Raw genomic sequence first — 22,815 nt, 5'->3', positions numbered from 1 at the left:
CCGCGGACGGTGTCGCCGTTGCGTTCATCCGTCCGGGTGGGCCTTCCCGCCGGCCGGTACGCCTCGGACGGGGAACTGGTCCCCGATCACGCGCCCCGACCGGCACCGACGGCGGCGGCGCTGAAGTTGCCCGCCGACGTGGTCGATCTGGATGGTTGGCTCGTAGCCGTCTTGCGGCAGGCACCCGCCGAAGGGATCTTCGCCGCTATCGCCCGCGCCGAGCGGCTGGCCGCCGAACGGTTCGGTGCGAAGGAAGCGGTGACGGCCCTGCGGCGGGTGCTGTCCGTGGAGTTGGCTAACCGCTGACCCCGGCGGCGAGCGGCTCGTTCCGGTCGAAGTCAAAGTCGTGACTGCGTCCATCTCGGCCGAGACCATCGGCCTGGTAGCGCTCGTTGAGCAGGCCAAGACGTCGATTCACCTCGGCCGAGTCCAGCCAGTACCGCAGTGGCTGCTCTCCCCACCCGCCGGCGGCGTAGTAGGCGTCCGTGATGCCCCCGCAGACTCCAACTCGGCGGCATGGGGGAAGGTGACGCCCAAGTCGCGCTGCAGGCGCGTCATCAGCGTGAACTGGGCCAGCACGGCGTGGATCATCTCGTCCACCGGCGCCGGCACCAGCAGTTCAGCGGCGCGCTCGTCGCCGCCGGAAAGATCGAACCCGGCAGCTTTGAGCGCCAGCACGCGCAGCGCTTCGTCCAGCAGCGGAGCCGCATCGCGCTCCAGCGACCAACGGCTGATTGCCGGGTAGCCGGTGAATGTGGCCCAGCAGGTGGAGTACTTCATCGACGAGCTCTGCAGCCGGCCGTAGGCCGGGTGCAGAGCTCGCATCTCGTCGAGGATCTCGACGGCCCGACGGCCAACCTCTCCGACCTCCGGCATGGATGAAATGGTCATGGTGCATGCCCTCCCAAGGGGTCGTGGACACGGCAGACCGTCACGCCGCATTGCGGCTGCGTTCCCTCATCGCCAGCGACGTCGACGCGGGCGCTGACTCGAACATCAGAAGTCGTCGGTGGTGCTATCGATAAGGGCTGCCGTTCATCTCCGACAATCCGCTGACGTGTATCTACGGCGGATGTTGGCGATGCCGGGATTGTCAGTGGATTGTCAGAACCGCTTGGCAGGACTAGCCGACATTGATCAATTTCGCCTTAGGTCGCTCTATGCCGGCGTCATCGCCGCCGCTGACGCTGTAGTCACCAGCCAGCGATGCCAACTCACCGAGGGAAGGTTCGCCGTGCCTACTGCCAAGAGACTCATGCCCCTCCTGATCCCACCGCTGGTTTCGGTCATCGCGCCGCAACTGCTGGCGTCGATCGGCCGGCAACTCTCCGATGGGCCTGTCCAAGAGCAGGTGCATCTATGGCCTGCTTCACTCGGTCGACGCATCTGGCAGACGCAATATTCCATTCACTGATTATTGAAACCCGCGGAGGATGTTGTGTACGAGCAGGATTTGACCCGCTATGGATACCGCCAGGAGTTGTCTCGTCAGTTGAGGTTCCGGGATCTTGTCGCGTACGGGTTGGTGTACATGGTGCCTATCGCGCCGATGGCGATCTTCGGCAGCGTGTACGCCGGCTCTGGCGGGATGGTGGCCTTGGCGTACGCGGTCGGTGTGGTGGCGTTGGTGTTCACGGCGTTCTCGTACGCACAGATGGTGAAGGCGTTCCCGATGTCGGGCAGCGTGTACAACTACGCGGGCCGGGGCATCAGCGCGCCGGTCGGTTTCCTGGCCGGCTGGGTGATCCTCCTCGACTACGTGCTCGTACCAGGGCTGCTGTACCTGGTGGCGTCGGTGGCGATGCACGCCACGGTTCCGTCGGTGCCGGTGTGGCTGTGGCTCCTCGGCTTCGTCGCGGTCAACACGATCGTCAACTCGGTCGGCATCCGCATGACCGCGGTGGTTACCCGAGTGATGCTCGTCGGTGAGCTGATCGTCTTGGCGGTCTTCTTGGCCGTCGCCGGCTGGGCTCTCGCGACCGGCAAGGGTCGGTTCAGTTGGGCGGCGTTCTACAGCGCCGACACGTTCACCTGGTCGGTGGTGGCGGGGGCGGTGTCGATCGCGGTCCTGTCCTTCCTCGGCTTCGACGGGATCAGCATGCTGGCGGAGGAGACCAAGGGCGGCTCCCGTCAGATTGGCCGCGCGATGGCGGCCGTCCTGATTTTGGCCGGGGTGCTGTTCATTGCGCAGACGTGGCTGGCCGCGATGCTCGTCCCTCACCCGGCCTCGCTGCTGGCCGATGGTGACCCGAACGGGACTGCCTTCTACGACGCCGCCGCCGTAGCTGGCGGGGGGTGGCTGGCGACCCTGTGCGCAGTCGCGACAGCCATCGCGTGGGGCTTGCCGAACTCGATGGTCGCGCAGGTCGCCACGTCTCGGCTGCTGTACGCGATGGCCCGGGACCGGCAGCTGCCGGCGTTCCTGGCGAAGGTGTCGATCCGCCGCAACGTGCCGATCAACGCGACGCTACTCACCGGGGCGGTGTCCCTGGCGCTGGGCCTGTACATGGCAACCCGCTCGGATGGGATCACCCTGCTATCGTCGCTGATCAACTTCGGGGCGATGGTCGCGTTCCTCGTCCTGCACGTCTCGGTCGTGGTGCATCACCTCATCCGGGAGCGCAGCGGTAACCGGTGGGCGCACCTGGTCATGCCCGCGACCGGCTTCGCCATCTTGGTGTGGGTGGTGGTCAACGCCAACATCGCCGCCCAACGTCTCGGCGTTGCCTGGCTCACCCTCGGCGTCATCATCCTGGCTGGCCTGTACCTGTCCGGCCGCCGACCTGCCCTGTCGGGGTTGGCGCCCGCGCGGCCGCAGGCACGTCACGTGGAGCGGGTGTGACCGGCATGGACACGTTCACCTACCGGCCCGCCCGAGACGAGCTGGCCTACACCTTCGGCGGTCGGATGCCGGTAGCGCACGTGCGCGGCGGTGACGTGTTCACCATCGTGACGGAGGACTGCTTCGGTGGCCTCGTGAGAGGGCCGGCGGACCTACCGTCGCAGGTGTGCCGCATGCCGTACCTCAACCCGGTGTCCGGGCCGTTCTTCGTCGAGGACGCCGAGCCCGGCGACACCCTCGCCGTCCACCTCGCCTCTATCGTTCCCGCGCGGGACTGGGGTGTGTCATCGACGTTCCCGCACTTCGGGGCACTGACGTCCACCTCCCACACCGCCACTCTGCAGCCTCCGCTGGAGGAGCGGGTGTGGGTGTACGGAATCGACCGGCAGGCCGGGACCGTCCGGTTCGAGGCCACGCGCAGCGACCACCGCGTGGACCTGCCGCTGGACCCGATGATCGGCACGATCGGTGTCGCCCCCGGCGCGTTCGAGGCCCGCTCCACACTCGTGCCCGACACCCACGGCGGGAACCTCGACACCCCACACCTGCGCGCCGGCACCACCCTCTACCTCGGGGTGAATGTCCACGGGGCGATGCTCGCGCTCGGCGACGGGCACGCCCGCCAGGGCGAGGGAGAGGCCTGCGGCGTCGGCGTGGAGATCGCCACGACCACCACCCTCGCCATCGACGTCATCAAAGGCGTCACCACACGGTGGCCGCGGTTGGAGACCGACCGGGACATCCTGACGATCGGGTGCGCCCGCCCATTGGAGGACGCCTACCGCATCGCCCAGCACGACCTTGTCGGCTGGGCCAGCGCCCTGACCGGCCTGGAAACCCTGGACGCCTACCAGCTCGTGTCGCAGGCAGGCAGGGCACCGATCGGCAATGTGTGCGACCCCAACTACACCGTCCTCGCCGCCATCGACAAAACCCTGCTCCCCGCTCCTGGTACCGCGTATGGCGGGGCGCACGAGCGGTTGCGGCGGCTCACCGCCGGACTGCGGTAGGAGCCGCGCCGATGACCGCGTCGATCCCGCGCCTGCCGCTGCGCGATGACCTGTTCCTCCTCGGCCACGACGACGACACCGGACACCCCCACGTGCACCGGCAGACCCTCGCCCTCGGGCTCGCGGGCGCGGTCCTGATCGACCTGTACCTGGCCGGGCGGGTGACCCTCGACCCGAACGACGACACCCGCCCGGCCAGCCACCAACGAATCCACCCACACATCGACCGCCCGGTCGGGGACCTGATCGCCGACAGCGCGACCGCCACGATCCGCCACACCCACCCAGCCCTACGGGTGTGGCTGCGCGGGTTCTCCGATGACCTGTACGACCGCACCCGCGCCGGACTCGTCGCCGCCGGGATCCTGCGGCAGCACACCCGACGGCGCCTCGGCGGCCTCATCCGCGCCGACGCCTACCTACCCACTGACACCAGATGGGCCGTCATCGCCCGCTCCCGCCTGCGCTACCTCGCCACCGGCCACGAACAACCCAACAACCACACCGCCGCCCTCGCCGGCCTCGTCGCCGACCTTCGCCTCACCCACCACCTCTACCTCGACGACGACACCACCACCCTGACCACTCGCCTGAAAGCCATCGCCGCGCAGCACTACCAACCGGTACGCGACATCACCGCCGCCGTGGACGCCGCCGTCGGTGACCTCGCCACCGCCACCTACCGCTAGCCCATCCACCGCATCTCGAGAAAGCTCACCGTGAACAACCAACCGCACGCGCGACCCGCGACCCGCGACCCGCGACCCGCGACCCGCGACCCGCGACCGACAAGCCTCACTTGGCGGTCGGCGAACCGTGAGCACTACAGCTGCCGTCAGTGCGCTCGGCCTTATCGCCAGCGTCGCAGCTACTCCGAACTCGGCGAGTGCCACCGGGCGGAACCAATTACTACCCATGCCTTTCACCACTGCCACGTCTCTGCCGACGGTGGGACCGACAGAGCAGGGCGAAGCGGCAGCGGCGCTACTGCCACCCACAGCGCCATCCCCGGCCCAATGATCCTCCACGCGACGTCGGCGAACGATCGAGCGACGCTCCATCGCCACCACGCAGCGAGCGGACGGGCTTCGTGGTCAGCGACCACCACCCGGTCCTTTGCGCACCTGTACCGCCAGCAGTAGCAATTCCTGAACTCCGCCCACCCCAAGCTAGAGAGAAACCGCCATGGACACTGTCCCGCGCATCCGTGCCGCCCGCTGGGCAGACAAAGACACTGTCGCCGCCCTCATCGCCGACGCTCTGGCCCCGAGCCCTCTCGCCATGTGGCTGATCCCCGACCCAGGACCACGCCGGCGGATCCTCACCGACGTCCTCGGCATCTGGATCGAACACGCCATGTTCTACGGCGACATCCACCTCACCGACGACACAACCGCCGTGACCGTCGGCTTCCACCGATATAGGCCCCTCCCGCCACCAGCGAACTACCCCACCCGCCTGAGCGACGCCATCGGCCCTCACGCCGCACGCTTCGGCCTACTCGACCGACTCCTCGCCGCAGAACGACCCGACGAACCCCACTACCATCTCGCGTTCCTTGCCGTACACACCGAAGCCCGGGGCACTGGTCACGGCACCGCCTTGCTCAACCACCACCGCAGCCGACTCGACCACGTAAACCTGCTGTCCTGGACCAGCACCACCGCCGATAGTCAAGACATGTACTTGCGTCATGGGTACACACCGCAACCGATCATCAATCTGCCCGACGGACCGGCCCTCTACCCCATGCGGCGCAGCCCCCGCTACGCAACGCCTGTCTTACCGAAACCAGCTCCAACCTCTAGCCAGAGACCCAACGCCCACCCATCGAATCCCCCGGGCATGTGACCTGTCGGCCAGACCTCAGCAGAAGATGATGGCTGCGACGCCTACATCAGCATTGAACTGGCCAGGCACCTACTCAATCCGGGAACGACGACCGCCCGGCCAAGCAGCCCATCCCTGGATCGCCGATCGTCAACAACGACAGCCGTGCTGAGCAGTCCCAACGGCGAAACGCAGCGACACGGCGGAAAACGTGCCAGAGGGCTAGCTGTTCTTCACCGTCAGCAACGCCTCGTCCTGAGCGAATCAGCCGACCACCGGGCCGACAGGGCCGGTTCGTCGGCTTGCGCTTCGACGTCGGCTCGCGGCGTCACGAGGGCACGAGGGCACGAGAAGCCGACCGGACTAGAACCGAGCAGACGCCGAACAATGCCGCAAGCCTGAGCGGAGGCCAGTGGCACCGATGACACCGCGCGATGAAGGCGCGCGCCCTCGTGACACGGGCCATCGAGCCGTCGCACAATCCGTGGCATGAGTGCCGACGAAGTGCAGCCGCCGGTGATCCTGCGGGTGCAGCAGCCCTCCGACCCAGTTGGCGCGGTCACCGAGGACGACGCGGCACGGCGAGCGACGGCCTACCCGAAGATCCGCATCGGCGCCCCACTGTTCGGCCACGCTTTGAAGGCAGAGGGCGGGCTGTGGCAGGTATACGCCGTCGTGTCGGACACGCCGCAGGCTGCGCGGGACGACCTTGCGCACCACCTCATGGAGCAGCTTGACGAGACCACTCACCCCCCGCTGGCTGCCGGGTTGACCACCGCGCTCGGTGTCCTAGACCGGGAAAAGGTGAACGAGGTGGTGATCAACGGCCGCATGCACCGCGTCGTGCGGGTGGACACGTTCGCACGGTTCGGCCCGGACGGGCCTGAACCGCCCCGACCCACCGACCGCGACCCCCGCGACGCAGAGGGCAACGACAGCTTCCTCACCCCAGAGATCGTCATCGACCCAGACGGGGCGACCGGCCCGAGTGAGGCAATGCTGCGGGTAGAGCTGACGACCGCGCACTACCCGCGCGACCAGGTGCCCGCCAACGTATACACCGACAGCGTCGCCGCCGTCGCCTCCCACCCAGTCGGGGTCATCCTGCCGACCCGCTACGCCGCCGCCGAATCCGTCGGTGGGTCGTGGCGGCCCTACAGTCGCGCGGTCGCCACACCGCAGCTGGCCCGCGACGAGATCGCCTTCGGCCTGCGCCACATCGAACCGCGCCTACTGAGGCTGACCGCCGACCAGGCAGTCGCCTACCAACAAACCGCCGACACCCTCGATAGCGATCCCGTCGACGAGGTCACCGTGCTCGGGCGCCATTTCCGGGTCACCCGCATCGAGACCCTGGTGCGCATGGGTGCCAGCGGCCCGGAAATGCCCCGACCATCGGACCCCGACCCAGACCAGCCACCGGGCGCGGACGGCCAGCGCTAAGACGAGCATGGGCAACACCATCGGGCCCGGAGAACCATGCAACCGATCGCCACCCCTAGCCCAGGCTGCCGAGCGCCTCACCGGGACTGTTCGGCGACGCCGGGCAGCGGGGTGATCTTCACCGGGCTCTTTAGTCGTGCACCATCGGGGCGTGAGGAGCGGTACATGCGAGTGATCTGGATCAACGGTGCGTTCGGTGCGGGGAAGACGATTTTGTCGGAGAAGTTGATCGCGGAAGATCCTCGGCTGCTGATGTTCGATGCGGAGCTGCCGGGATTCATGGTCCGCGAGATAGTTCCGCTGCCCGCGAGCGGCGATTTCCAGGATCTGCGGGTGTGGCGTCGTAGCGTCGCGGACACGGCGATAGCACTCCTGGAGGAGTACGGACGCACGCTCGTGGTACCGATGACCGTGGTGGTGCCGTCGTATCTTGAGGAAATCTTCAGCCGGCTGCGCGCCCACAGCGTGGGTGTCGACCATTTCTTCATCGATGTGCCCATCCGCGTCCTACAGGCTCGAATCGAGGCGCAGTCGATCTGGCTGGATGACCCGGCTCGTGATGCGCAGGTGCGCACCTGGCGGCTGGAGCAGGTGGCTCGCTGCGCTGCCGCTGTCAGCTCGTTGCCGGCTGACACGATGGTGCTAGATGGTGAGCTGCCGGTAGCTGAGTTGGCATCGCAGGTGTTGGCGGGGTTGGCTGAATCGTGATCAGGCGCGCGACCCAGAGACCACGATCGCTTGGGTTGCAGCGTTGTTGGCCGCCAACCAGCCAGCGGGATTGCCACAGTCGTGGTACTCACCGCTGATGGGATGGATCAGTACGTCGTTGTCGCGGGCGAAGGCGATGACGGCGTCGGTGGCCTGGTACTCACCGTTCGGCGCCGGAGTCAGCTTCTGGAAGTAGGCCACGGCGTCGGCGGGTAGCAGGGTTCGGCTGATGTTGATGTAGGCAAATGGCTCACTGTAGTGGTCGGGCTTTTCGAGCAGCTGATCAAGCAGTTGGTGACCCTCGGCTGCTCGCGGGTGAAGGATGCCGTAGCGGTGAGCCTCGGTGCCGGGCACCGTGGCGGCGGCGAGCGCGGCCGACACTCCGGCGGCGGCCCGAGCAGCGGCGAGGTCGGCCAGGTCTGACCCGCCGTCGTTGCGGAGGAGGAGGTCGTCACCGGCGACCAGGAGGAAGTCGTCGCCGGCGATGAAGTCAGCGGCAACGATCGCAGGAAGCGCGGTGCCATACCGGTCGTCGCGTGGTTGTTCGATGAACGTGAAGTCGGCTTGGCTGTGCAGGTCAGCGAGGGGCGTGTACTTGTCCTGCCAGCCGCGAGCGGTGAAGTAATCCTTCAGGTCGTGGTCTTCGGTGAAGTAATGACGCACTTGGCGGCCGATCTCGCCGGGGGCGGTGACGATCGCGATCTCGCGGGCGCCTGCGGCGACGCAGTCAGCGACTGCGTAGCCGACGACTGGTTGGTTGAGGATCGGCAGCATGCACTTGTTGATCGTTTTGCCGATGGGGAAGAAACGGCTGCCCATGCCGGCGACAGCGATGACGGCCCTCACGCGCTTACCTCTCGGTTGGGTTGCACCGGCCGTCAGGGTGTGGCAACAGCGAGCCGGCGGATCTGTGCAGTTTACGCATCGCACCGGTCCGATTCAGGGCACATGAGGAAGGCGCGCACGGGTGCAGGCCGCCGGCCTGTTGACGCCGGCGGCCCGCGAGGATTCGTCAGCGCGAAGTCGGTGCCTTGAGCATGGTGGTGGTCGTGGGTTCGGTGGCGGCTGCGGCCAGGGAGCCGGCCCGACGAATGTGGTCCCACGTCGGGGTCCGGCGTGTCTCGGGGTCGAGGCCGTGACGCAGGGCCTGCCGGTGGACGCCGTTGAGCATGGTGTCGTAGTCGCGCGGGATGCTCCGGTGACCTTCGACGTACTGGTGAAGGGCGGCGACGCCGACCTCGGCCACGGTGTGTCCGCAGCGCGCGATGGCGGCGAGCAGGTCGGTGTCGAACGTCATGCTGTGGTCGGCGGTGAGGGGCAGTGCGGTGCGCAGGGCGGTGGCTGGGAAGGCTTTGAAGCCGGCCTGCGGGTCGGTGGCGTCGAGTTGCAGGAGATCCCGGACGGCTCGCTGGTAAAGCCAGGTGGTGGGGGTTGGGCCGGTGGGCGGGTAGTAGCCGTGGGAGTCGGGGCGGCGGCGGGATCCGATGGCGGCGCCGGTGCCGGGTTGGTCGAGGGCGGCAACGTGGAGACCGAGTTGCTCCAGTGGGTAGGTGAGGTCGAGGTCGGTGTAGGCGAGGATGTTGCGGCCGGCGCCGACGAGCTCGCTGAGGCCCCAGAGCACGGCGCCACCTTTCGCGCTGGTGTCGTCGGGGCGTTGGGCGACACTCACGCGGATCTGCGGGTGGTCGACGCTGATCTCTCGGGCGGCGCGGGCCGAGGCGCCGTCGGTGCTCTCGTCGACGAGGAGGAGGTCGGCGTGGGCATCTGGACGGGCTTGCAGGAGCCAGCCCAGTTGGGCGACCTTGACGGTGAGCGCGTCGTCGCAATGTATGGCGGTAAGGCGGTGGGCTTCGGCGCGCATCGGCACGACGATGCCGAGGTCGGCGGGGACCGGCCGGGTCAGGAGTGCGGCTTTGGACCGGGCGGCCTTGATGGCGGCGATCAGGCCGTGCAGGTGTAGGTCCGCGGGGATGTTGTCGTGGCAGTTCTTGCCGAGGCCGTACACGAAGGCGATGAGGAGTTGGTCGTTGTAGTGCGGGAGGGGACTGTGTGTCTGGTGACCGGTGAGGTGGTCGGCGACCAGATGCAGCAGCGCGCGGCCTGTGGGGTCGGCGGCCCAGCACTGGTCGGGGGTAGGCGGGGTGTCTGCTGATCCCCAGGTGCTGCGGACATGGTCGGCGAGCAGGTCATAGCCGGCCACGAGGGCACGTTGGGTGTCGTCCCACCGTGCGCCCTCGTCGGTGAACTCGGCTGCCTGCCACGCCTGCTGCCAGCCGCCCGGCTGGGCTTCGGCGGCGCGTGCGGCGGCGGTGACGTGCTGCCAACGGCGACGGACGGCGGGCCAGGCGCAGGCCGGGTCTTCCCCCGAGGCGAGGCTGTCGGCGGCGTTCTCGGCCATGGCGAGGGCCTGGCTGGCTTGGACGGGGGTGTCGGCGGCGGTCGCGAGCGAGTCGAACCACAACTCGGCGGCCAGCGTCAGTCCCCCGGTGTGGTCGGCGAGGCCACGGATCGTCTGTTCGCGCCGTGCGAGAAGCGCGGCGCGTACCTGCTGATGGCGGTCGCGGTCGAGAGCGGTCGCGCCCGCCAGGTCGATGGGGGCCGTTGGGACGCGGCCTGCGCGGGCGTCGAGCAGCGCGAGCAGCCCGGTCTGGGCGGGACCGGTCAGGGTGCCCCCGTCCAGGACCGGAGCCAGTAGCTGTCCCAGGACCACCGGGTCCGCTGCGGCGACGGATGCGCGGAATCGTTCACTGTCGAGATAGGCGTCGTCGACCAATGCGGGCTGGTGGACGAGGGTCGCCATGGTGCGGGCGAATCGGTGACACGCGCCGGGTGAGGTGCCGTCGGGGAAGAGTCTGCCCCGCAGGGCGCCGGTTGCCTGCTTGGTATCGGGCCGATGTGCGACGAGCAGCGCGAGTGAGGTGAGGGGCAAGTCCGTTCGCTCGTCGAGAGCGCGGGCAATCCGGTCGGCGGCCGGCACGGCGGTGATCGATAGCAGCGCCCGTACTGTGGCCGGTTCCGGGTCGGCGGCCGTGGCCAGAAGCACGGCGAGGTCGACGTCCTCGTCGCCATGGCGGCTGAGCAACGGGGACTGGGCCAGGGGTAGAAAGACGCGCCTAGGCGTGGGGCGTGCGGCGGCGGTCATCGGGTGATCCTTCCGGCGACGAGTTCGGCGGCCTGCCGGGCGGTGTGCACCGGGAAGAGCAGGTTCTGGCGCAGGAACGTTCGTTCGAACGGGCTCAGCTCGGCGTGCACGACGGTGGTGGTGCCGGTGATGTCCACGCGGGCGTCGGGCCTGCCGATGCGTGCCAGGAGGTGCCGGACTGTTTCCTCGTCCGGCGGCTGGGCTGCCGCGCACACCTGATGCTGGGCTGCGGGGCAGCGCAGGCGGCAGTTCGTGGTGGGCTGGTCGAAGTGGCCGTTGTAGTCGGGAATGAGGCTGCCCCGTTCCACCGCTCGACCGCACGAGGACCGTTTCAGAACCGCGGGGCGCCAGTCCGGGGCCACGTCGGCGTACACCTCGTCGAAGGCAGCCATGATCCGCGCCTCGGTGCCGACGGTGAGCAGCTTCTTGCCTGGAGTGAAAGAGCCTGCCGGCAGGGGCAGCCCGTAGGACATGAAGGACTGGACGTGGTCGTCGGCGAACTTCAGCCCGCCGAGGACCACGGTGCGCGCGTCGGCGTCCTTGAAGGTCTGCCAGACGTGACGAAGGTGGGCGTCGGTGGTGTTGAGCCCTTCGGCGATCGGCCGGTAGTACGCCAGGACGTTGATCTTCTCGGAGTGCAGGATGCGGCGTAGGAACCGCAGCCGGCGCCCACGGTTGGGCGGCTCGATCGACTCGGGCATGGCGGCGTAGCAGACGTTGATGTCGAGGTCGACGTGGACGAGGGATTCCAGGCAGTCGATCTGCTCATCGGAGAGGGTGTACTTCGTGATGCACGAGACGCGGTTGGTTAGACCGAGCTCGTCGAGCAGCTGCAACGCGCGCCAGGTTCGCGGCCACAGCTTCGGCAGGAACGCCTCGGAGGTGGACATGTGCAGGCCGATGGGTGTGTGGTGCGGGGTGAACCACGGGTGCGACAGTAGCCGTGCGACCACGTCCTCCGGTTCGAGGAACCCGGTCGGTTCCCAGGAGCCGAGGTAGCCGTCGACGGTGTCGCCTTCGCGTCGGTAGCAGTAGGCGCACATCAGGGGGCAGCCGATGCCGAAGTCGGCGGACATGCCACCCTTCATCTGCGAGATCATGTAGCTGGTGTTCAACCCATCAGGGCCGGCGGTGGCCTGGGTCGCGGCGATCTGCTCGACCGTGGCTATCGGCGCGAATCCGGCCGGGAGCACCGACTTGAGCGCGTGCGGAGCGTCCGAGGTGCCGACGACGCCGGGCCACGCAAAGGCGCACCGCAGCGCGAATCCCAGGGCGTCGCTCTGGTCCGCGTCGAGGTGGTGGGTACGGGTGAGCGCAGCGATCGTGCGGGCGGGTAGTTCCTGTAGCGGGATGCGGCGGCCGGTGGGCTCGTGCAGCAATCGACCCGCAACGACGTCAGCCAGGGCACGCTCCAGCGCCCCGGCGGCGAGTTCGCGCGCCGCGTTCACGACCGGGTAGGGGTCGGATAGGTCGAGGACGGCTTGCAGGCGGCGGGCGACCTCGGATCGGGCCGCACCGCGGTAGAGGGCCGGTTGGTCAGCGGCCGGTGGGCCGCCGAGGGTCGGTGTGCTGGTCGGACTGCTCACATCTGCTCCTTCTGTGATCCGCTGGGGGCGTCGAGGGGTTCGGGTTGGATCCATCCGTGGGGAGCACGGACGTTCAGGCGACGGCCGGCCGCGACGAGCGCGGCGAGATGGTCGGCGTCGAGGGCGATGCCGTCCTGGCGGGCCCGGTCGCGCTGGAACCAGGCGCCGTCCCCGGGCATTCGGGCACCCTGCTCGCGCACCGCGTGAGCGACAGCGGCTACGCCGGTGGCGAGCGACTCGGCGACGGCGAGGCGGCGAGGATCGACCGCAACAACCAGCAGCCCGCGGCCGTCGTCTCCTGCCGGCAAGGGGGCGCTCCCGGTCAGCGCGCCGACCAGCAGTTCCAGGACGATCGCCAAGGCTTGGCCGCGCTCGCCTACGGGCAACAGCACCTCGGCGAGGGTCGGATCGTGGACCCCACGCCCACGTGCGTCGAGAGCCGCCCCGTCGGGCAACGTCTGTCCATTGCGCGCCAGGTGGTGCAGGCGGCCCCAGGACATCGCGGCGGCGGCCAGGTCCACCAGCGCCGGGCGCTGCCGGTCCGGACCGGGAACGGCGACCGCCAGCGCGCTGCTGCCCAGGACCGGCGCGCTACTGCCGCCGTGCAGGGCCACGCTGCGTGCCGACGCCTGCGCGGCGGCCACGCCCACCAGGCCGCGCCGAGCCAGCTGCGCGGCGGGAATGCCGAGCGCGCCGACGTGACCGGCACGGCGAACCGTCACGGCGGCGATGCCACAGCGCCGGGCACGCAGCATCGCCGCAGCGACGGCCAGGCGGGCGGCTACCGGTCCCGGGGCCAGGTCGGCGTCCACGACCAGGACCGCTTCCTCATCCTGCACGATCCGAATCAGCGGACGCGGGTTCAGGTGCCCGGTGCGCAGCTTGTCCAGGTAGCCGGGGGCCAATCGGCTGCCGTGGCCGGGTATCCCGCGAAGGTCAGCCTCGACGTGGGTATCGGCCATCACTCGCGCCCCGGCTCGGGTCATCCCCGCAGCCTCGTACAGGCACTGCAGGAAATTGGCGACCTGGCCGGCCGGAACCCGGGTCACCACGACAGACCGGAGACGGGTACGACACCGTGGGCGCGGCCGTCGACGAGCAGGATTCGGGCCACCGCCGCGACGGAGGCCCAGTGCGGGCTGAACGCGGCCACCAACACCGGCGCGGGCGAACCGGCCAGGTCGTCGACATCACCGAACGCGACCTGAACCACCGTCCGCCCGCGCTCGACCAGCCGGGTGGCTTCCTGGACAGCTCTACTCGGACCCGCGATTGTGGTGCGGGTGTCGTAGCCGTACACGATCACCGGACCGGCCGTTGGCACTGGAGCGCCGACCGGCACCTGCACCACACGGTGGTGCGCGGCAAGCAGCGCGGGTAGATAGTCCGGCGTGTAGCGGGCACTGTCGGCCCGCCGCTGCACCCCGTCAGGCACCCGCACCAAGGCCAGCACCTTGCCGGATGGCACGTCCAGCGGGAGGAGCCGGTTGCCGCGCACCACCGCCGCCGAACGGTCGGCGATCCGTTCCGCCGCACGCCAGGCCGCCGTATTCACCGACGGCCAGTCCGGTCGGACCGAGCCGGAGTTCAGGCCATACCGCTGGTGCAGCGCCTGCACACGGTCCACTGCCTCGCCGATGCGCTGGCGGTCGATCACGCCGCGCTCGACGGCCGCCGTCAGCGCCTGCACCACCACCGTGCGCTGCCGAACCGCCGCCCTCCGCGCCGCCAACGAGCTGCGCCCCCGGGAAACCTCCGAGTCCAGCATCACGATGTCCACCCCGGCGGCCACCGCGGCGATCGCCGCGCGGGCCAACCCGCCGAGCGGCTCGTGCACCGCCCGAATCGACAGGTTCTCGCTCACCACCACACCGCCGAAGCCCAGCTCGTCACGCAACAGGCCAAGCACGCGCGGCGATGCCAACGCCGGCTTGTTGTCCACGGCGAGCACGGTGTGACTGCCAACCATCACGCACGCCACCTGCGCGTCAATCGCCGCTCCAAACGGCAGCAGCGCACCTGGACCGAGTCGGTCGACCACCGGCGCGACGTGGTGCGGGTCCGCACCAACGCCGCCCAGGCCGGGAAAGTGCTTGGCGGTCGCCGCGACGCCGGCCCGCTGCAATCCGCGCACGAACGCTGCCGCCAACAGCCCAACCCGTCCAGGATCGGAGCCGAAGGAGCGAACGCCAACCGCAGCCGACGCTGGCCACCCCGTGGTGTCGCACACGGGTGCCAAATTCCAGGTCAACCCCACCGCCCGAAGCTGCTCACCGATCGTCGTCCCTGCCAGCTCGGTTAGGTCCTCGTCTCCCGCCGCTCCAAGCGCCAGATTTCCGGGCAACTGGGCCACGCCTGGCCAGTCCAGCGCGTTCAGCCGGCCGCCTTCCTGATTCACGCTCAGCAGCAGCGGCGGCCGACCGGCGGAGTTATCGCTCGCCGTCCGGGTGACCTGGCTCAACCGCGCCGGGCCGGCGACGATGGCTTTACTGATCCGGCCCGGCTCACTGGCGGCCTGCTCGCGCAATGACTGAGCGCAGTCGTCGAGCCGTAGGGACATCCGGCCGGGACGCACCAGCAGATCAATACCGGCAGCAAGGACGGGATCGACTCCTACCGGCTGGCCGGAAAACGGACGTGGCATGGCAGCTCTCCTTGCAACCGCAGGTCGACGAGTCGGCATCAGCTGCAGGGAGCCCGGAGTGACAATCGCGGCCCTGACCCTGCCCACACATTGACCTTTGTCGGTTCGCAGCGCCTGAGGCAGGCATCGACGCAGTGCCATCGGTGCCGCTCGCTCGGAACCTGGTGCGGATGGTGCGCTTCGCTCCCCGCCACTGACCGTGGCCGCTACTGTCAGGCCCGCGGCTGCACTACCGGCACCCGGAAGGGGGATCCCGCCGTGGAAGCCGAACCCTCAACATCCCGCGCCAACCAACGGCTGGCTGGCCTGCTCCGAGAGGCGCAATGGGGGCCCGAGGCCCTCGCCCGGCGGATCAACTCGGCTCTGGTGGCCCTCGGCAGCACCCGCAGAGTCCACCCCAAAACCCCCTACAAATGGGTCTCAGACGGTGCTGTCCCGCACGGTGACATACCCGAACTCGTCGTCGAGTTGCTGTCCGCCAAGCTCAGAATCAACCTGATGTTCGAGGATGTCTGGGGGGTAACCGCCCCGCGTTCGCATCCAGCACTGCCGGCGAATCATGCGATGGATCTACCCTGGGACAGCAACGGACTGCTCAGCCTCGTAGGAGGACCCGTGCCGACCCGTCGCACCGTTATCGCTGTCACCGGCGCCGCCCTCACCGCCCCAGCGTGGGCCGCGCTTCACCAGCCAACCTCAGACCTGATCGCGGCGGCCGGAGACGGCGGACCAGTCACACCGCCGCTACTCGACATGATCGACACCATCGTCGCTCACGCACAGCAGCTCGACGATCAGCAGGGCGGCGCCGCCCGCGGCTTCGTCAGTGACCAGTTCACCGCTGTAGCCCGGCTCCTGCGCCGAGCTTCCTACAACGCGGAGGCCGGCCGCCGCCTTGCCGCCGCACTAGCGCAGCTCGCCCAGACCGCCGGGTTCATGGCGTTCGATGCCAACGAGAACGGCCTCGCCCAACGCTGGTACCTCACCGCTCTCCGCGCCGCGCACGCCGCTCGCGATCCCGGTCTAGCCGCCAGCATCCTGGCCCTCATGTCCAACCAGGCCGCCGACCGAGGCCACGCTCTCGACGCCCTGCAACTCGCCTCAGCAGCCCAAGAATCAGCGGCACAGACACCGCCCGCCGTCCGCTCACTGGTAGCCGCCCGCAGCACCCTCGCCCACGCCGCCGCTGGCGACCTCACCAGCTTCTTCCACCTGCACGAGAGCACCCTCGCGCTTCTCGACATTGCCCCCGACGCCCCGCTGCCCCGATGGGCGTCGTACATCGATCGGGTCGAACTGGATGCGATCACCGGTCGCGGTCTCGTTGTACTGGCCGAGCAAGTGCCGATTCAACGGCCAGCGCTCCTTCGCCAAGCCCAACGGCTGCTCCACGCCCGCGCGCACACCAGCCCCACCGACTCCCCGCAACGCTCCGCACTACGCCACGGCGCCTGGCTCAGCCTCGCCCACCACGCCGCCGGTGACCTCGACCTCGCGGTGAGCACAGCCCGCCTCGCCCTCGGCCGCCTACCCGCCGTCAGCTCCGTGCGCAGCGTCGCACTGCTACACCAGCTTCACGACGAACTCGCACCCGCCGCACCGCGCTCACCAGCGGTCCGCGAAATCGTCCGCGAACTTCGTGAGTTGCCACAGACATCACCCGCACGGTGATCACTCCGGAAGGTCGTGCACGACTCCTGCCCGCGGCATAACAGCTGCACACTCACCGGGCCCCATCGTGCTCGTGCTCCCCAACGGCTTGACATCGCACAAGAAGCACGCCGCACATTTCCCTGGCCAAGCGGATGTTCGCAAGCAGATCGGTCGTGTGTGACATGGGGGGCCATCTCGCGTCGCGAAGGAAGTCCTGTGACTGCCGTCGATCCGTTGTTCAGCCGTGTGCCGGAGCGCTACTACACCCACAATGAGCGCCGAGGTGCAACCCTGCACCGGTCCGCCGCAGAAGCCATCCAACGCGACGTGATCGCCCTCGACGTAAACGAAGGCGCCCGCGTGTTGGAGATCGGCATTGGCACGGGATACCCCGGCGGGCTGCTTGCCGCGCGAGCCGGGACCACGGGACGCGTGACGAGCATCGATATCAGCGACCACTTAGCAGACTGGGCAGACCGCTCCACCGTCATCGTGGCGTCAGCACGATTACCTGCCATGTCGCCGGCGGGGTGTCCGGCTATCTATTTGCCGCACGCCCCCTACCAGCGGATCTTGGCGTGGTGCGCTCCCCCACGGCTACCCCAGGCGTGGGTGGATCAACTCACCCCGGATGGACGCCGACTCGCCCCGCACGCCCACTTCGCTATCGGGGGTCACCATCCCTCGCGACGGGCTCCGCAGCGTGGCGACGGCCACCTATCACCAGGTGTGGCGGCACTCGGTCGACGTCCAGCGACACACCCTCGACCGCCTCCCCACCTGGGACGAGCAGGCGACCGACCAGGCGAGAAGGCTCATGAGTCGAGACGAGAGCGACGCCAATACGCTCGTGCTCGCTGGGCTCCTCGCTCCGGTGGTGATCATCGGTGAGGATCGGGACATCCTCGCGAGCGGCTTGGCGTATAAGCAGTGGCGTGACGTCTATCAGGTCGCCGACACCGTCCACGAGGTCAAAAGTGGCCGTTGGCAGCTCGGGCGTGAAAAGTTCGACTTTGGCGGCCTGGGGTCGGCTCGACCGGACGACCATGACGGGTGATCCGCATGGAGGGGTTCGAGCTCGATAGCGGCAAATCCGGTCGACGCTACGTACCGCAAGATTAACCTCGCGGCCTGTAGCCGTATATGGCGGATCTCCATACACTGCGGACGTGATTGAGGTGGGGGCATCTACGAGTCGTGAGCAGGATGCTGTCCGAATCCTGCTGATCATCGCGGCGAGTGCGTTACCCATGCCGGAGCCGCCGTCCTCCGACGCAGCCCTCGCCGACGCGGTAGGCGTCGTAGAGACGCAGGTGAAGCTGCAAAAGGTCGACTTTTGGGTACGCAATCCGGACTATCTGGCCGCGACGTTGCTCAAGGACTACGAGACCAGCCGAGAGCCGTACCTCTTGGAGTTGGCAGCTGAGATCCTGGCCTCTGATGAGCCAGAGGTCCGCCGGTACCCGATGCTGCGCTACCTCTTCGGCGCATACGAGCCGCTTGACGATGCGCTGGCCGTCCTACGCAGCGCTGGCCTCGTCATCCGTCGCAAACGCGGAACACCCGGTCGTGTCCAGCAGCACGACTACTTCCTGACTGCACGCGGCCGGGAGGCCGTCGACAAGATTTTGGTCACCGAACCGGTCTTCAGCTACTACGTCGACCGGGTGAACCTGGTGGCCGCGCTCACCGAGGGACATGGCGGGACGCAGTTGAAGGCGCGGCAATACCTCCACGATGAGTACCGAAACACGCCAATCGGCAGTCGAATCGGCAGCATCGCGCAACAGACCCGAGAGCGCTTGGCCGAACTCCAAGCCGAGACTATGGATGGGGCGAGGTCGTGACGGGTAACGACGGCAACCAGGACGACCTGCCCGCACGCATCGCGCTCGAAGCGGGCGTCAGCCGCCACCTCGTGCTGACCACGTTCCAGCAGCACGGCCTTCCTCTTGCCAGCGCGGCAGCCCTTCCACGCCCGTTACGTGTAAGTCGCCTGAGGATTGCCGGTGATCGCACCGTCACCCCCAAAGGCCCGTTCGACACCAACCTGGAGCTCGGCAACAGCCTCACGGTGTTGGTGGCGAATAACCTCAAGGGCAAGACCAGCGTCCTGGAGTTGATCACCTGGTGTCTACGCGGCACGCATCGTGAGGACCTCCAAGGCGTCGTTAAGTCGTGGATCACGGAGCTGGACTGCGACGCTTTGGTCGCGGGTCGCCCTCTCGGATTCCGACTAAGCATGGATCACGGCAAGATTTTCGACGCCCGGATCCTCTCGGCTCCGACCTTGGAGGCATTGCGGGATGTCCGCGGGGCGCGTGCCGACCTCGGTGTCACTGAAGTTGTCGCGGTCCAGGACGAGGCAGCGTACGGCGACGCTACAGCGGCGCTAATGCTGGATCTAATGAACCTTGGGCGGCTGGAGAACGCGCAGGCAACAGCGGTCAGCGGCAGGGCCGCCCACGGCTGGCCTGTCTACTTCGGAGCGGTATACCTGCCTGCTGGTGGCGACCGGGCACTGCTCGGCGATGTCGTCATGGGAGGCCTCGCCGGCCGGCTACTCCAGGTGTTCCTCGACCTGCCAAGCGCGGCGCTACTGACGCAGGTGAGGGCAATCCGCGACGCGCGTGCCGCCACCTCGAAAGCCGAGCACGCCGACGTAACACGGCTACGAGCGTTGCAAGCGCAGCAGTATGAGCAGACGCGGGTGAAGCTTGCCGGCGCCAAGGAACGTCTCGTTGCGCTGACGGACCAGTCCGAGGCCGCCGATTCGGTCGGCTCGCTGGCGGCCACCGTCGTGAAACTGGGGCGCGAACTGGTTGATGCGGAGTCAGCGCTGCGCCACGCGCAGCAGGCGTATGACCTCCTGCGAGCGCAGCGGCAGAGCGACGAGAAAACCCTGAATGATCTACGGGAGAGCGCTGTGGCTCGCGCTTTATTCCACGCGCTGGACCCGGTGGCGTGCCCTCGCTGCGAAGCCCCTGTCACGAGCGCCCGTAAGGCAGCAGAGCGAGATGGGCACACCTGCTCAATGTGTGCGAGCTCCGTGGTGATCGCAGTCGACGAAGGCAGCCGGGAGCACATCGAGCAGGAGGCCCGGGACCGCATCAAGGCGAGCCGAGAAGCTGAGCAGGTCGCCAAGGATCAGTTGGTCGCCGCATCCGCCGCAGCCCGCTCGGTCCGCGGGGAGGTGGCGGACGTTGAGCAACGTCTTCAGATGGCCGAACGAGCGGCACAGGCCGGCGAACGGGCGGAGCTGACCGCGACAGTCGCACACCTGGAAGGCATGCTCAGCGTTTTGACACCCCCGGATGACACCGAAGGCGGAGGGCCCGACGACATCCAGCGGGTTCTCAACGCTGCTGTCAGTGTGCTGGAGGCCGACGGCGTCCAAGCGAGCCAAGGCCTCTTCGACGCGCTGAACACCGAGATCGCGAAGGCTGCCCAGCGGTTCGGTATGCGGGACCTCGATCGAGTCAAAATCGACAGAGGTGCTCGCCTGCAGGTGTACAAGTCGGGCGGCCCGCGAGAGTGGTTCAGCAGGCAGAGTCCTGGGGAACGTCTGAGGCTGCGCATCGCGGTCGTCGTCGCCCTCCTCCGCGTCGGGACGCAGTTCGGGCTCGCAACCCACCCGGGCCTCCTCCTGATCGACAGCCCCAAGGCCGAAGAAGTGCAAGACGTCGACGCCACCGCCCTGCTCACGGAGCTGGAAAGTCTCACCACCGAGATTCCCGGCTTGCAAGCAATCCTGACGCTCGTCGACGAACCGCTGGCCCGCGGCGTCCTGACGACGTCCAACGTCGTCGCGCCCGCGACGCCGGGTGGGCCAATGTGGTAAACAGCGCCTGACGTATTCCCGCTAACACGACCCGGGAAAAGGGCAGACAAGCGACATCGTCGACGTCGGGGGGACGAGGTGAACGCTCTGGACGGCCTCCTGGCGGAAGCAGCCGTAACCGACGCCGCGCCGTCGCTCACGTCCCTGCTGCGCGACCTCGTAGTCGAGGATCCCGCGACAGCGGTCCGGGACACTGCGGCGGGCCCACTAGGGCACCTGGTGTGCCGGGCAACGGTTCGAGCACTTGATGACGGCGAAGCGCTAGAACCGGCAACGATCGAAGCAGTCCTCGCAGGAGTGGGTACCCAACGTAGCCTCCTCACACTGAATGAAGCGATCGACGTTTTATTGGGGAGCACGGAGTTCGTCAAGCAGGTAGGCCAAAGGTTGTGTGATGCGCTTCTACGCGGGCACGCGAGCACGCTCGACGATTGGCCTCTCCTCGCCGCAGGGCATCTGGAAGGCGCACTCCGACTCGCCATCGCCGGCGCCGCGCGGCCAATCCGAGTGATCGGTGCCCTGGAGCTCGACGACGTCCCCCACATCGACCCCGAGTACGCGGAGCGCCTACCACGCCTCATCGGCGCGGCACTCGACCGATGGGGCGCCGACGAAGCTTTAGCCCTTACGCTGCGGCAGGACCTCGACAGTCTCCGCAGCGTCCCAGACGCTGCTGCTGACGCCACCTTCGAATACGGCTTGGATCTGCTTCGCCAGGCCGCCAACGCTCAAGCAACGACGGCGCTCGACCTAATCATCCGAGCACGCGAACAGATGGCGACCGCCGCCGCCGCTGAGGAGGCCCGCGACGACGCCAACCTATATGGCGCCGGCCTCGACGCGATCGTGGCATTCTCGCGTGCTGACCGTGCGATGCTCGTGACCTCCCGAGATTCCGTGACGTCGCTGCTAAACCATCGAGAGGCGTGGCTTCGGGGTCTGCATACCCCCGCTTGGCGGCGTCCCAGACAAGAGGCAGAACGAGCATGGGCGAGGCTTGTCCTCATCCTCGACAGCGCTGCGGAGCATCTCGCCGCTCCCGCGTGGCTGGATGCATGGGAGGCGCTCTCGGCCGTCTTGGAAGCGTACGAACTGGATCGAGGGGTCAGTCCCGTGCCCGGCAGCGCAGCAATGCCGGGCCTTGAAGCCGTCATTCGGCCAACCATCGAAAAGACCATCGCTCAGCAGCAGTCGCTACTCGCCGCGTTGCGCCACGCCACCGAGTCGGCCGCAGCGATGCCGGAGCCACCAATCGAAGCACCGCAACTGGAGGCGCTGCGGGGCAGGATCGACGTACTCACGGATCGCCCCGTGGAGCAGCGGCACGCACGGGAGCCCGGCGACACATCGGAGGATGACCTACCACTCGATCGGCTGATCTCCAGAGCCCCCACCCTGCTCGCCGTCCTCGGTCAACACAAGGCCGAACTGCTGGCCCGGGACATCAACGATGGTGCCCTCGACATCATGGAGGGCGTGGCGTACCGCAGGATCTCGGAATCCGCCGGCGGACCCGCGATCGACCTCCTCAAGCGGAAACTCGACGCAGGCTTGCAGGACTGCCCTGACTACGCGGGTCTAGTCCGGCAGTACTTTGATCTTCTGAACTGGGAGCTGGCAACGTTCCTTGCTACGCGCCATGACATGCAGCTGTCCGGAACCCTCGCCTACCTCAAACCGTTCAGGGCCGGGGAAGCCCCTCATGAGGAAAAGCTGCAAACCGACTACGCCAACTGGCTACGCGGCGGGCAGTTGGCCGGCCGCATCCAAGTCGAGGTCTCCAACGTCGCCACCGGACGGGTCGACATCCAAGTCAGCTTCGGAACCATCCGCTTCTACATCGAAGTCAAGCGCGAACTGACCAACGCGACAGACGCCTCCTTAGAACAGTCATACCTGACCCAAGCGGCCGACTATTCCGGAACCAACGCCACACTCGGGCAGCTACTCGTACTCGACCTAACGAAACACCCAGACGGCGTCCGACACCTCCGCGAGACCACCTGGGTAGCGACACATCGACCAACCGGAAGCAGCGTCGACCGCTACGTCGTAGTCGGTGTCGTCATCGGTAACCGGGACACACCGCGGTCCTATTCTCGCTGACGGCTGCTAG

At 67.9% G+C, this 22,815-nt stretch carries 18 protein-coding genes and 1 pseudogene; 13 read left to right on the top strand and 6 right to left on the bottom strand.

Going from position 1 to position 22,815, the window contains the following annotated elements; all coding sequences use genetic code 11:
- Positions 1–18: 18 nt before the first annotated feature.
- Positions 19–306 carry a hypothetical protein gene (locus O7631_RS17860; RefSeq protein ID WP_278145227.1) on the top strand — a complete coding sequence of 96 codons (288 nt, stop codon included), beginning with the start codon at positions 19–21 and terminating at the stop codon, positions 304–306.
- On the opposite strand, the pseudogene O7631_RS17855 reads toward O7631_RS17860, so the two are convergent.
- Positions 296–891, bottom strand: a pseudogene (locus O7631_RS17855) (hypothetical protein). The gene O7631_RS17860 and the pseudogene O7631_RS17855 overlap by 11 nt on opposite strands.
- 181 nt (positions 892–1,072) lie before the next feature.
- Here O7631_RS17855 and O7631_RS17850 point away from each other — a divergent pair.
- The 7 genes from O7631_RS17850 (at position 1,073) to O7631_RS17820 (ending at position 7,833) form a co-directional block, all read left to right on the top strand.
- Positions 1,073–1,414, top strand: a complete 342-nt coding sequence (locus O7631_RS17850) for a hypothetical protein (protein ID WP_278145226.1) — start codon at positions 1,073–1,075, stop codon at positions 1,412–1,414.
- 24 nt (positions 1,415–1,438) lie between these two features.
- Positions 1,439–2,842, top strand: coding sequence for an APC family permease (locus O7631_RS17845; RefSeq protein ID WP_278145225.1), 1,404 nt, complete (start codon positions 1,439–1,441; stop codon positions 2,840–2,842).
- Positions 2,839–3,852 (top strand): acetamidase/formamidase family protein, encoded by a 1,014-nt coding sequence (locus tag O7631_RS17840; protein WP_278145224.1) that lies wholly within the window; start codon positions 2,839–2,841, stop codon positions 3,850–3,852. The genes O7631_RS17845 and O7631_RS17840 overlap by 4 nt, the downstream gene beginning before the upstream one ends.
- Positions 3,853–3,863: 11 nt before the next feature.
- The gene (locus O7631_RS17835; protein WP_278145223.1) at positions 3,864–4,541 is read left to right on the top strand and encodes a GPP34 family phosphoprotein; all 678 of its coding nucleotides are present in this window, start codon (positions 3,864–3,866) and stop codon (positions 4,539–4,541) included.
- Between the two features lie 496 nt (positions 4,542–5,037).
- Positions 5,038–5,703 (top strand): GNAT family N-acetyltransferase, encoded by a 666-nt coding sequence (locus tag O7631_RS17830; protein ID WP_278145222.1) that lies wholly within the window; start codon positions 5,038–5,040, stop codon positions 5,701–5,703.
- Between the two features lie 468 nt (positions 5,704–6,171).
- Positions 6,172–7,125: a DUF5954 family protein gene (locus O7631_RS17825; RefSeq protein WP_278145221.1), complete on the top strand. Its 954-nt coding sequence runs from the start codon at positions 6,172–6,174 to the stop codon at positions 7,123–7,125.
- 165 nt (positions 7,126–7,290) lie between these two features.
- Entirely contained in the window at positions 7,291–7,833 is a 543-nt protein-coding gene (locus O7631_RS17820) for an AAA family ATPase (RefSeq protein WP_278145220.1), read from the top strand.
- Here the strand turns inward: O7631_RS17820 and O7631_RS17815 are convergent, their stop codons facing one another.
- From O7631_RS17815 to O7631_RS17795, 5 genes are all read right to left on the bottom strand, one after another.
- Positions 7,834–8,679 (bottom strand): sugar phosphate nucleotidyltransferase, encoded by an 846-nt coding sequence (locus O7631_RS17815; protein ID WP_278145219.1) that lies wholly within the window; start codon positions 8,677–8,679, stop codon positions 7,834–7,836.
- 166 nt (positions 8,680–8,845) lie between these two features.
- The gene (locus tag O7631_RS17810; RefSeq protein ID WP_278145218.1) at positions 8,846–10,975 is read right to left on the bottom strand and encodes a hypothetical protein; all 2,130 of its coding nucleotides are present in this window, start codon (positions 10,973–10,975) and stop codon (positions 8,846–8,848) included.
- Positions 10,972–12,561, bottom strand: coding sequence for a hypothetical protein (locus tag O7631_RS17805; protein ID WP_278145217.1), 1,590 nt, complete (start codon positions 12,559–12,561; stop codon positions 10,972–10,974). The genes O7631_RS17810 and O7631_RS17805 overlap by 4 nt, the downstream gene beginning before the upstream one ends.
- On the bottom strand, positions 12,558–13,610 hold the full coding sequence (locus tag O7631_RS17800; RefSeq protein WP_278145216.1) for an Ldh family oxidoreductase: 1,053 nt from the start codon (positions 13,608–13,610) through the stop codon (positions 12,558–12,560). The genes O7631_RS17805 and O7631_RS17800 overlap by 4 nt, the downstream gene beginning before the upstream one ends.
- Complete coding sequence (locus O7631_RS17795; protein ID WP_278145215.1) at positions 13,607–15,346, bottom strand: glycoside hydrolase family 3 N-terminal domain-containing protein; 1,740 nt, start codon at positions 15,344–15,346, stop codon at positions 13,607–13,609. Before O7631_RS17795 ends, O7631_RS17800 begins: the two co-directional genes overlap by 4 nt.
- A gap of 612 nt (positions 15,347–15,958) precedes the next feature.
- On the opposite strand from O7631_RS17795, the gene O7631_RS17790 reads away from it, so the two are divergent.
- From O7631_RS17790 to O7631_RS17770, 5 genes are all read left to right on the top strand, one after another.
- On the top strand, positions 15,959–16,876 hold the full coding sequence (locus tag O7631_RS17790; protein ID WP_278145214.1) for a hypothetical protein: 918 nt from the start codon (positions 15,959–15,961) through the stop codon (positions 16,874–16,876).
- A gap of 685 nt (positions 16,877–17,561) precedes the next feature.
- Positions 17,562–17,915: a hypothetical protein gene (locus O7631_RS17785; RefSeq protein WP_278148102.1), complete on the top strand. Its 354-nt coding sequence runs from the start codon at positions 17,562–17,564 to the stop codon at positions 17,913–17,915.
- Between the two features lie 112 nt (positions 17,916–18,027).
- Positions 18,028–18,705, top strand: coding sequence for a hypothetical protein (locus tag O7631_RS17780; protein ID WP_278145213.1), 678 nt, complete (start codon positions 18,028–18,030; stop codon positions 18,703–18,705).
- Entirely contained in the window at positions 18,702–20,699 is a 1,998-nt protein-coding gene (locus O7631_RS17775) for a hypothetical protein (RefSeq protein ID WP_278145212.1), read from the top strand. Before O7631_RS17780 ends, O7631_RS17775 begins: the two co-directional genes overlap by 4 nt.
- Before the next feature lie 78 nt (positions 20,700–20,777).
- Positions 20,778–22,805, top strand: coding sequence for a hypothetical protein (locus O7631_RS17770; RefSeq protein ID WP_278145211.1), 2,028 nt, complete (start codon positions 20,778–20,780; stop codon positions 22,803–22,805).
- The last annotated feature ends 10 nt before the right edge of the window (positions 22,806–22,815 follow it).

This window comes from Micromonospora sp. WMMD967, assembly GCF_029626165.1.
Lineage (GTDB): Bacteria > Actinomycetota > Actinomycetes > Mycobacteriales > Micromonosporaceae > Micromonospora > Micromonospora taraxaci.
Note: the sequence above shows the minus strand (reverse complement) of the source record. Positions and strands in the feature narration are given on the sequence as shown.

What these genes read in the sequence shown, in the direction of transcription:
- O7631_RS17830 (WP_278145222.1), top strand. Translation starts at nt 5,038, where the DNA reads ATGGACACTGTCCCGCGCATCCGTGCCGCCCGCTGGGCAGACAAAGAC.
- O7631_RS17790 (WP_278145214.1), top strand. Translation starts at nt 15,959, where the DNA reads ATGATCGACACCATCGTCGCTCACGCACAGCAGCTCGACGATCAGCAG.
- O7631_RS17850 (WP_278145226.1), top strand. Translation starts at nt 1,073, where the DNA reads ATGTTGGCGATGCCGGGATTGTCAGTGGATTGTCAGAACCGCTTGGCA.
- O7631_RS17820 (WP_278145220.1), top strand. Translation starts at nt 7,291, where the DNA reads ATGCGAGTGATCTGGATCAACGGTGCGTTCGGTGCGGGGAAGACGATT.
- O7631_RS17835 (WP_278145223.1), top strand. Translation starts at nt 3,864, where the DNA reads ATGACCGCGTCGATCCCGCGCCTGCCGCTGCGCGATGACCTGTTCCTC.
- O7631_RS17795 (WP_278145215.1), bottom strand. Translation starts at nt 15,346, where the DNA reads ATGGCACTGCGTCGATGCCTGCCTCAGGCGCTGCGAACCGACAAAGGT.
- O7631_RS17825 (WP_278145221.1), top strand. Translation starts at nt 6,172, where the DNA reads ATGAGTGCCGACGAAGTGCAGCCGCCGGTGATCCTGCGGGTGCAGCAG.
- O7631_RS17810 (WP_278145218.1), bottom strand. Translation starts at nt 10,975, where the DNA reads ATGACCGCCGCCGCACGCCCCACGCCTAGGCGCGTCTTTCTACCCCTG.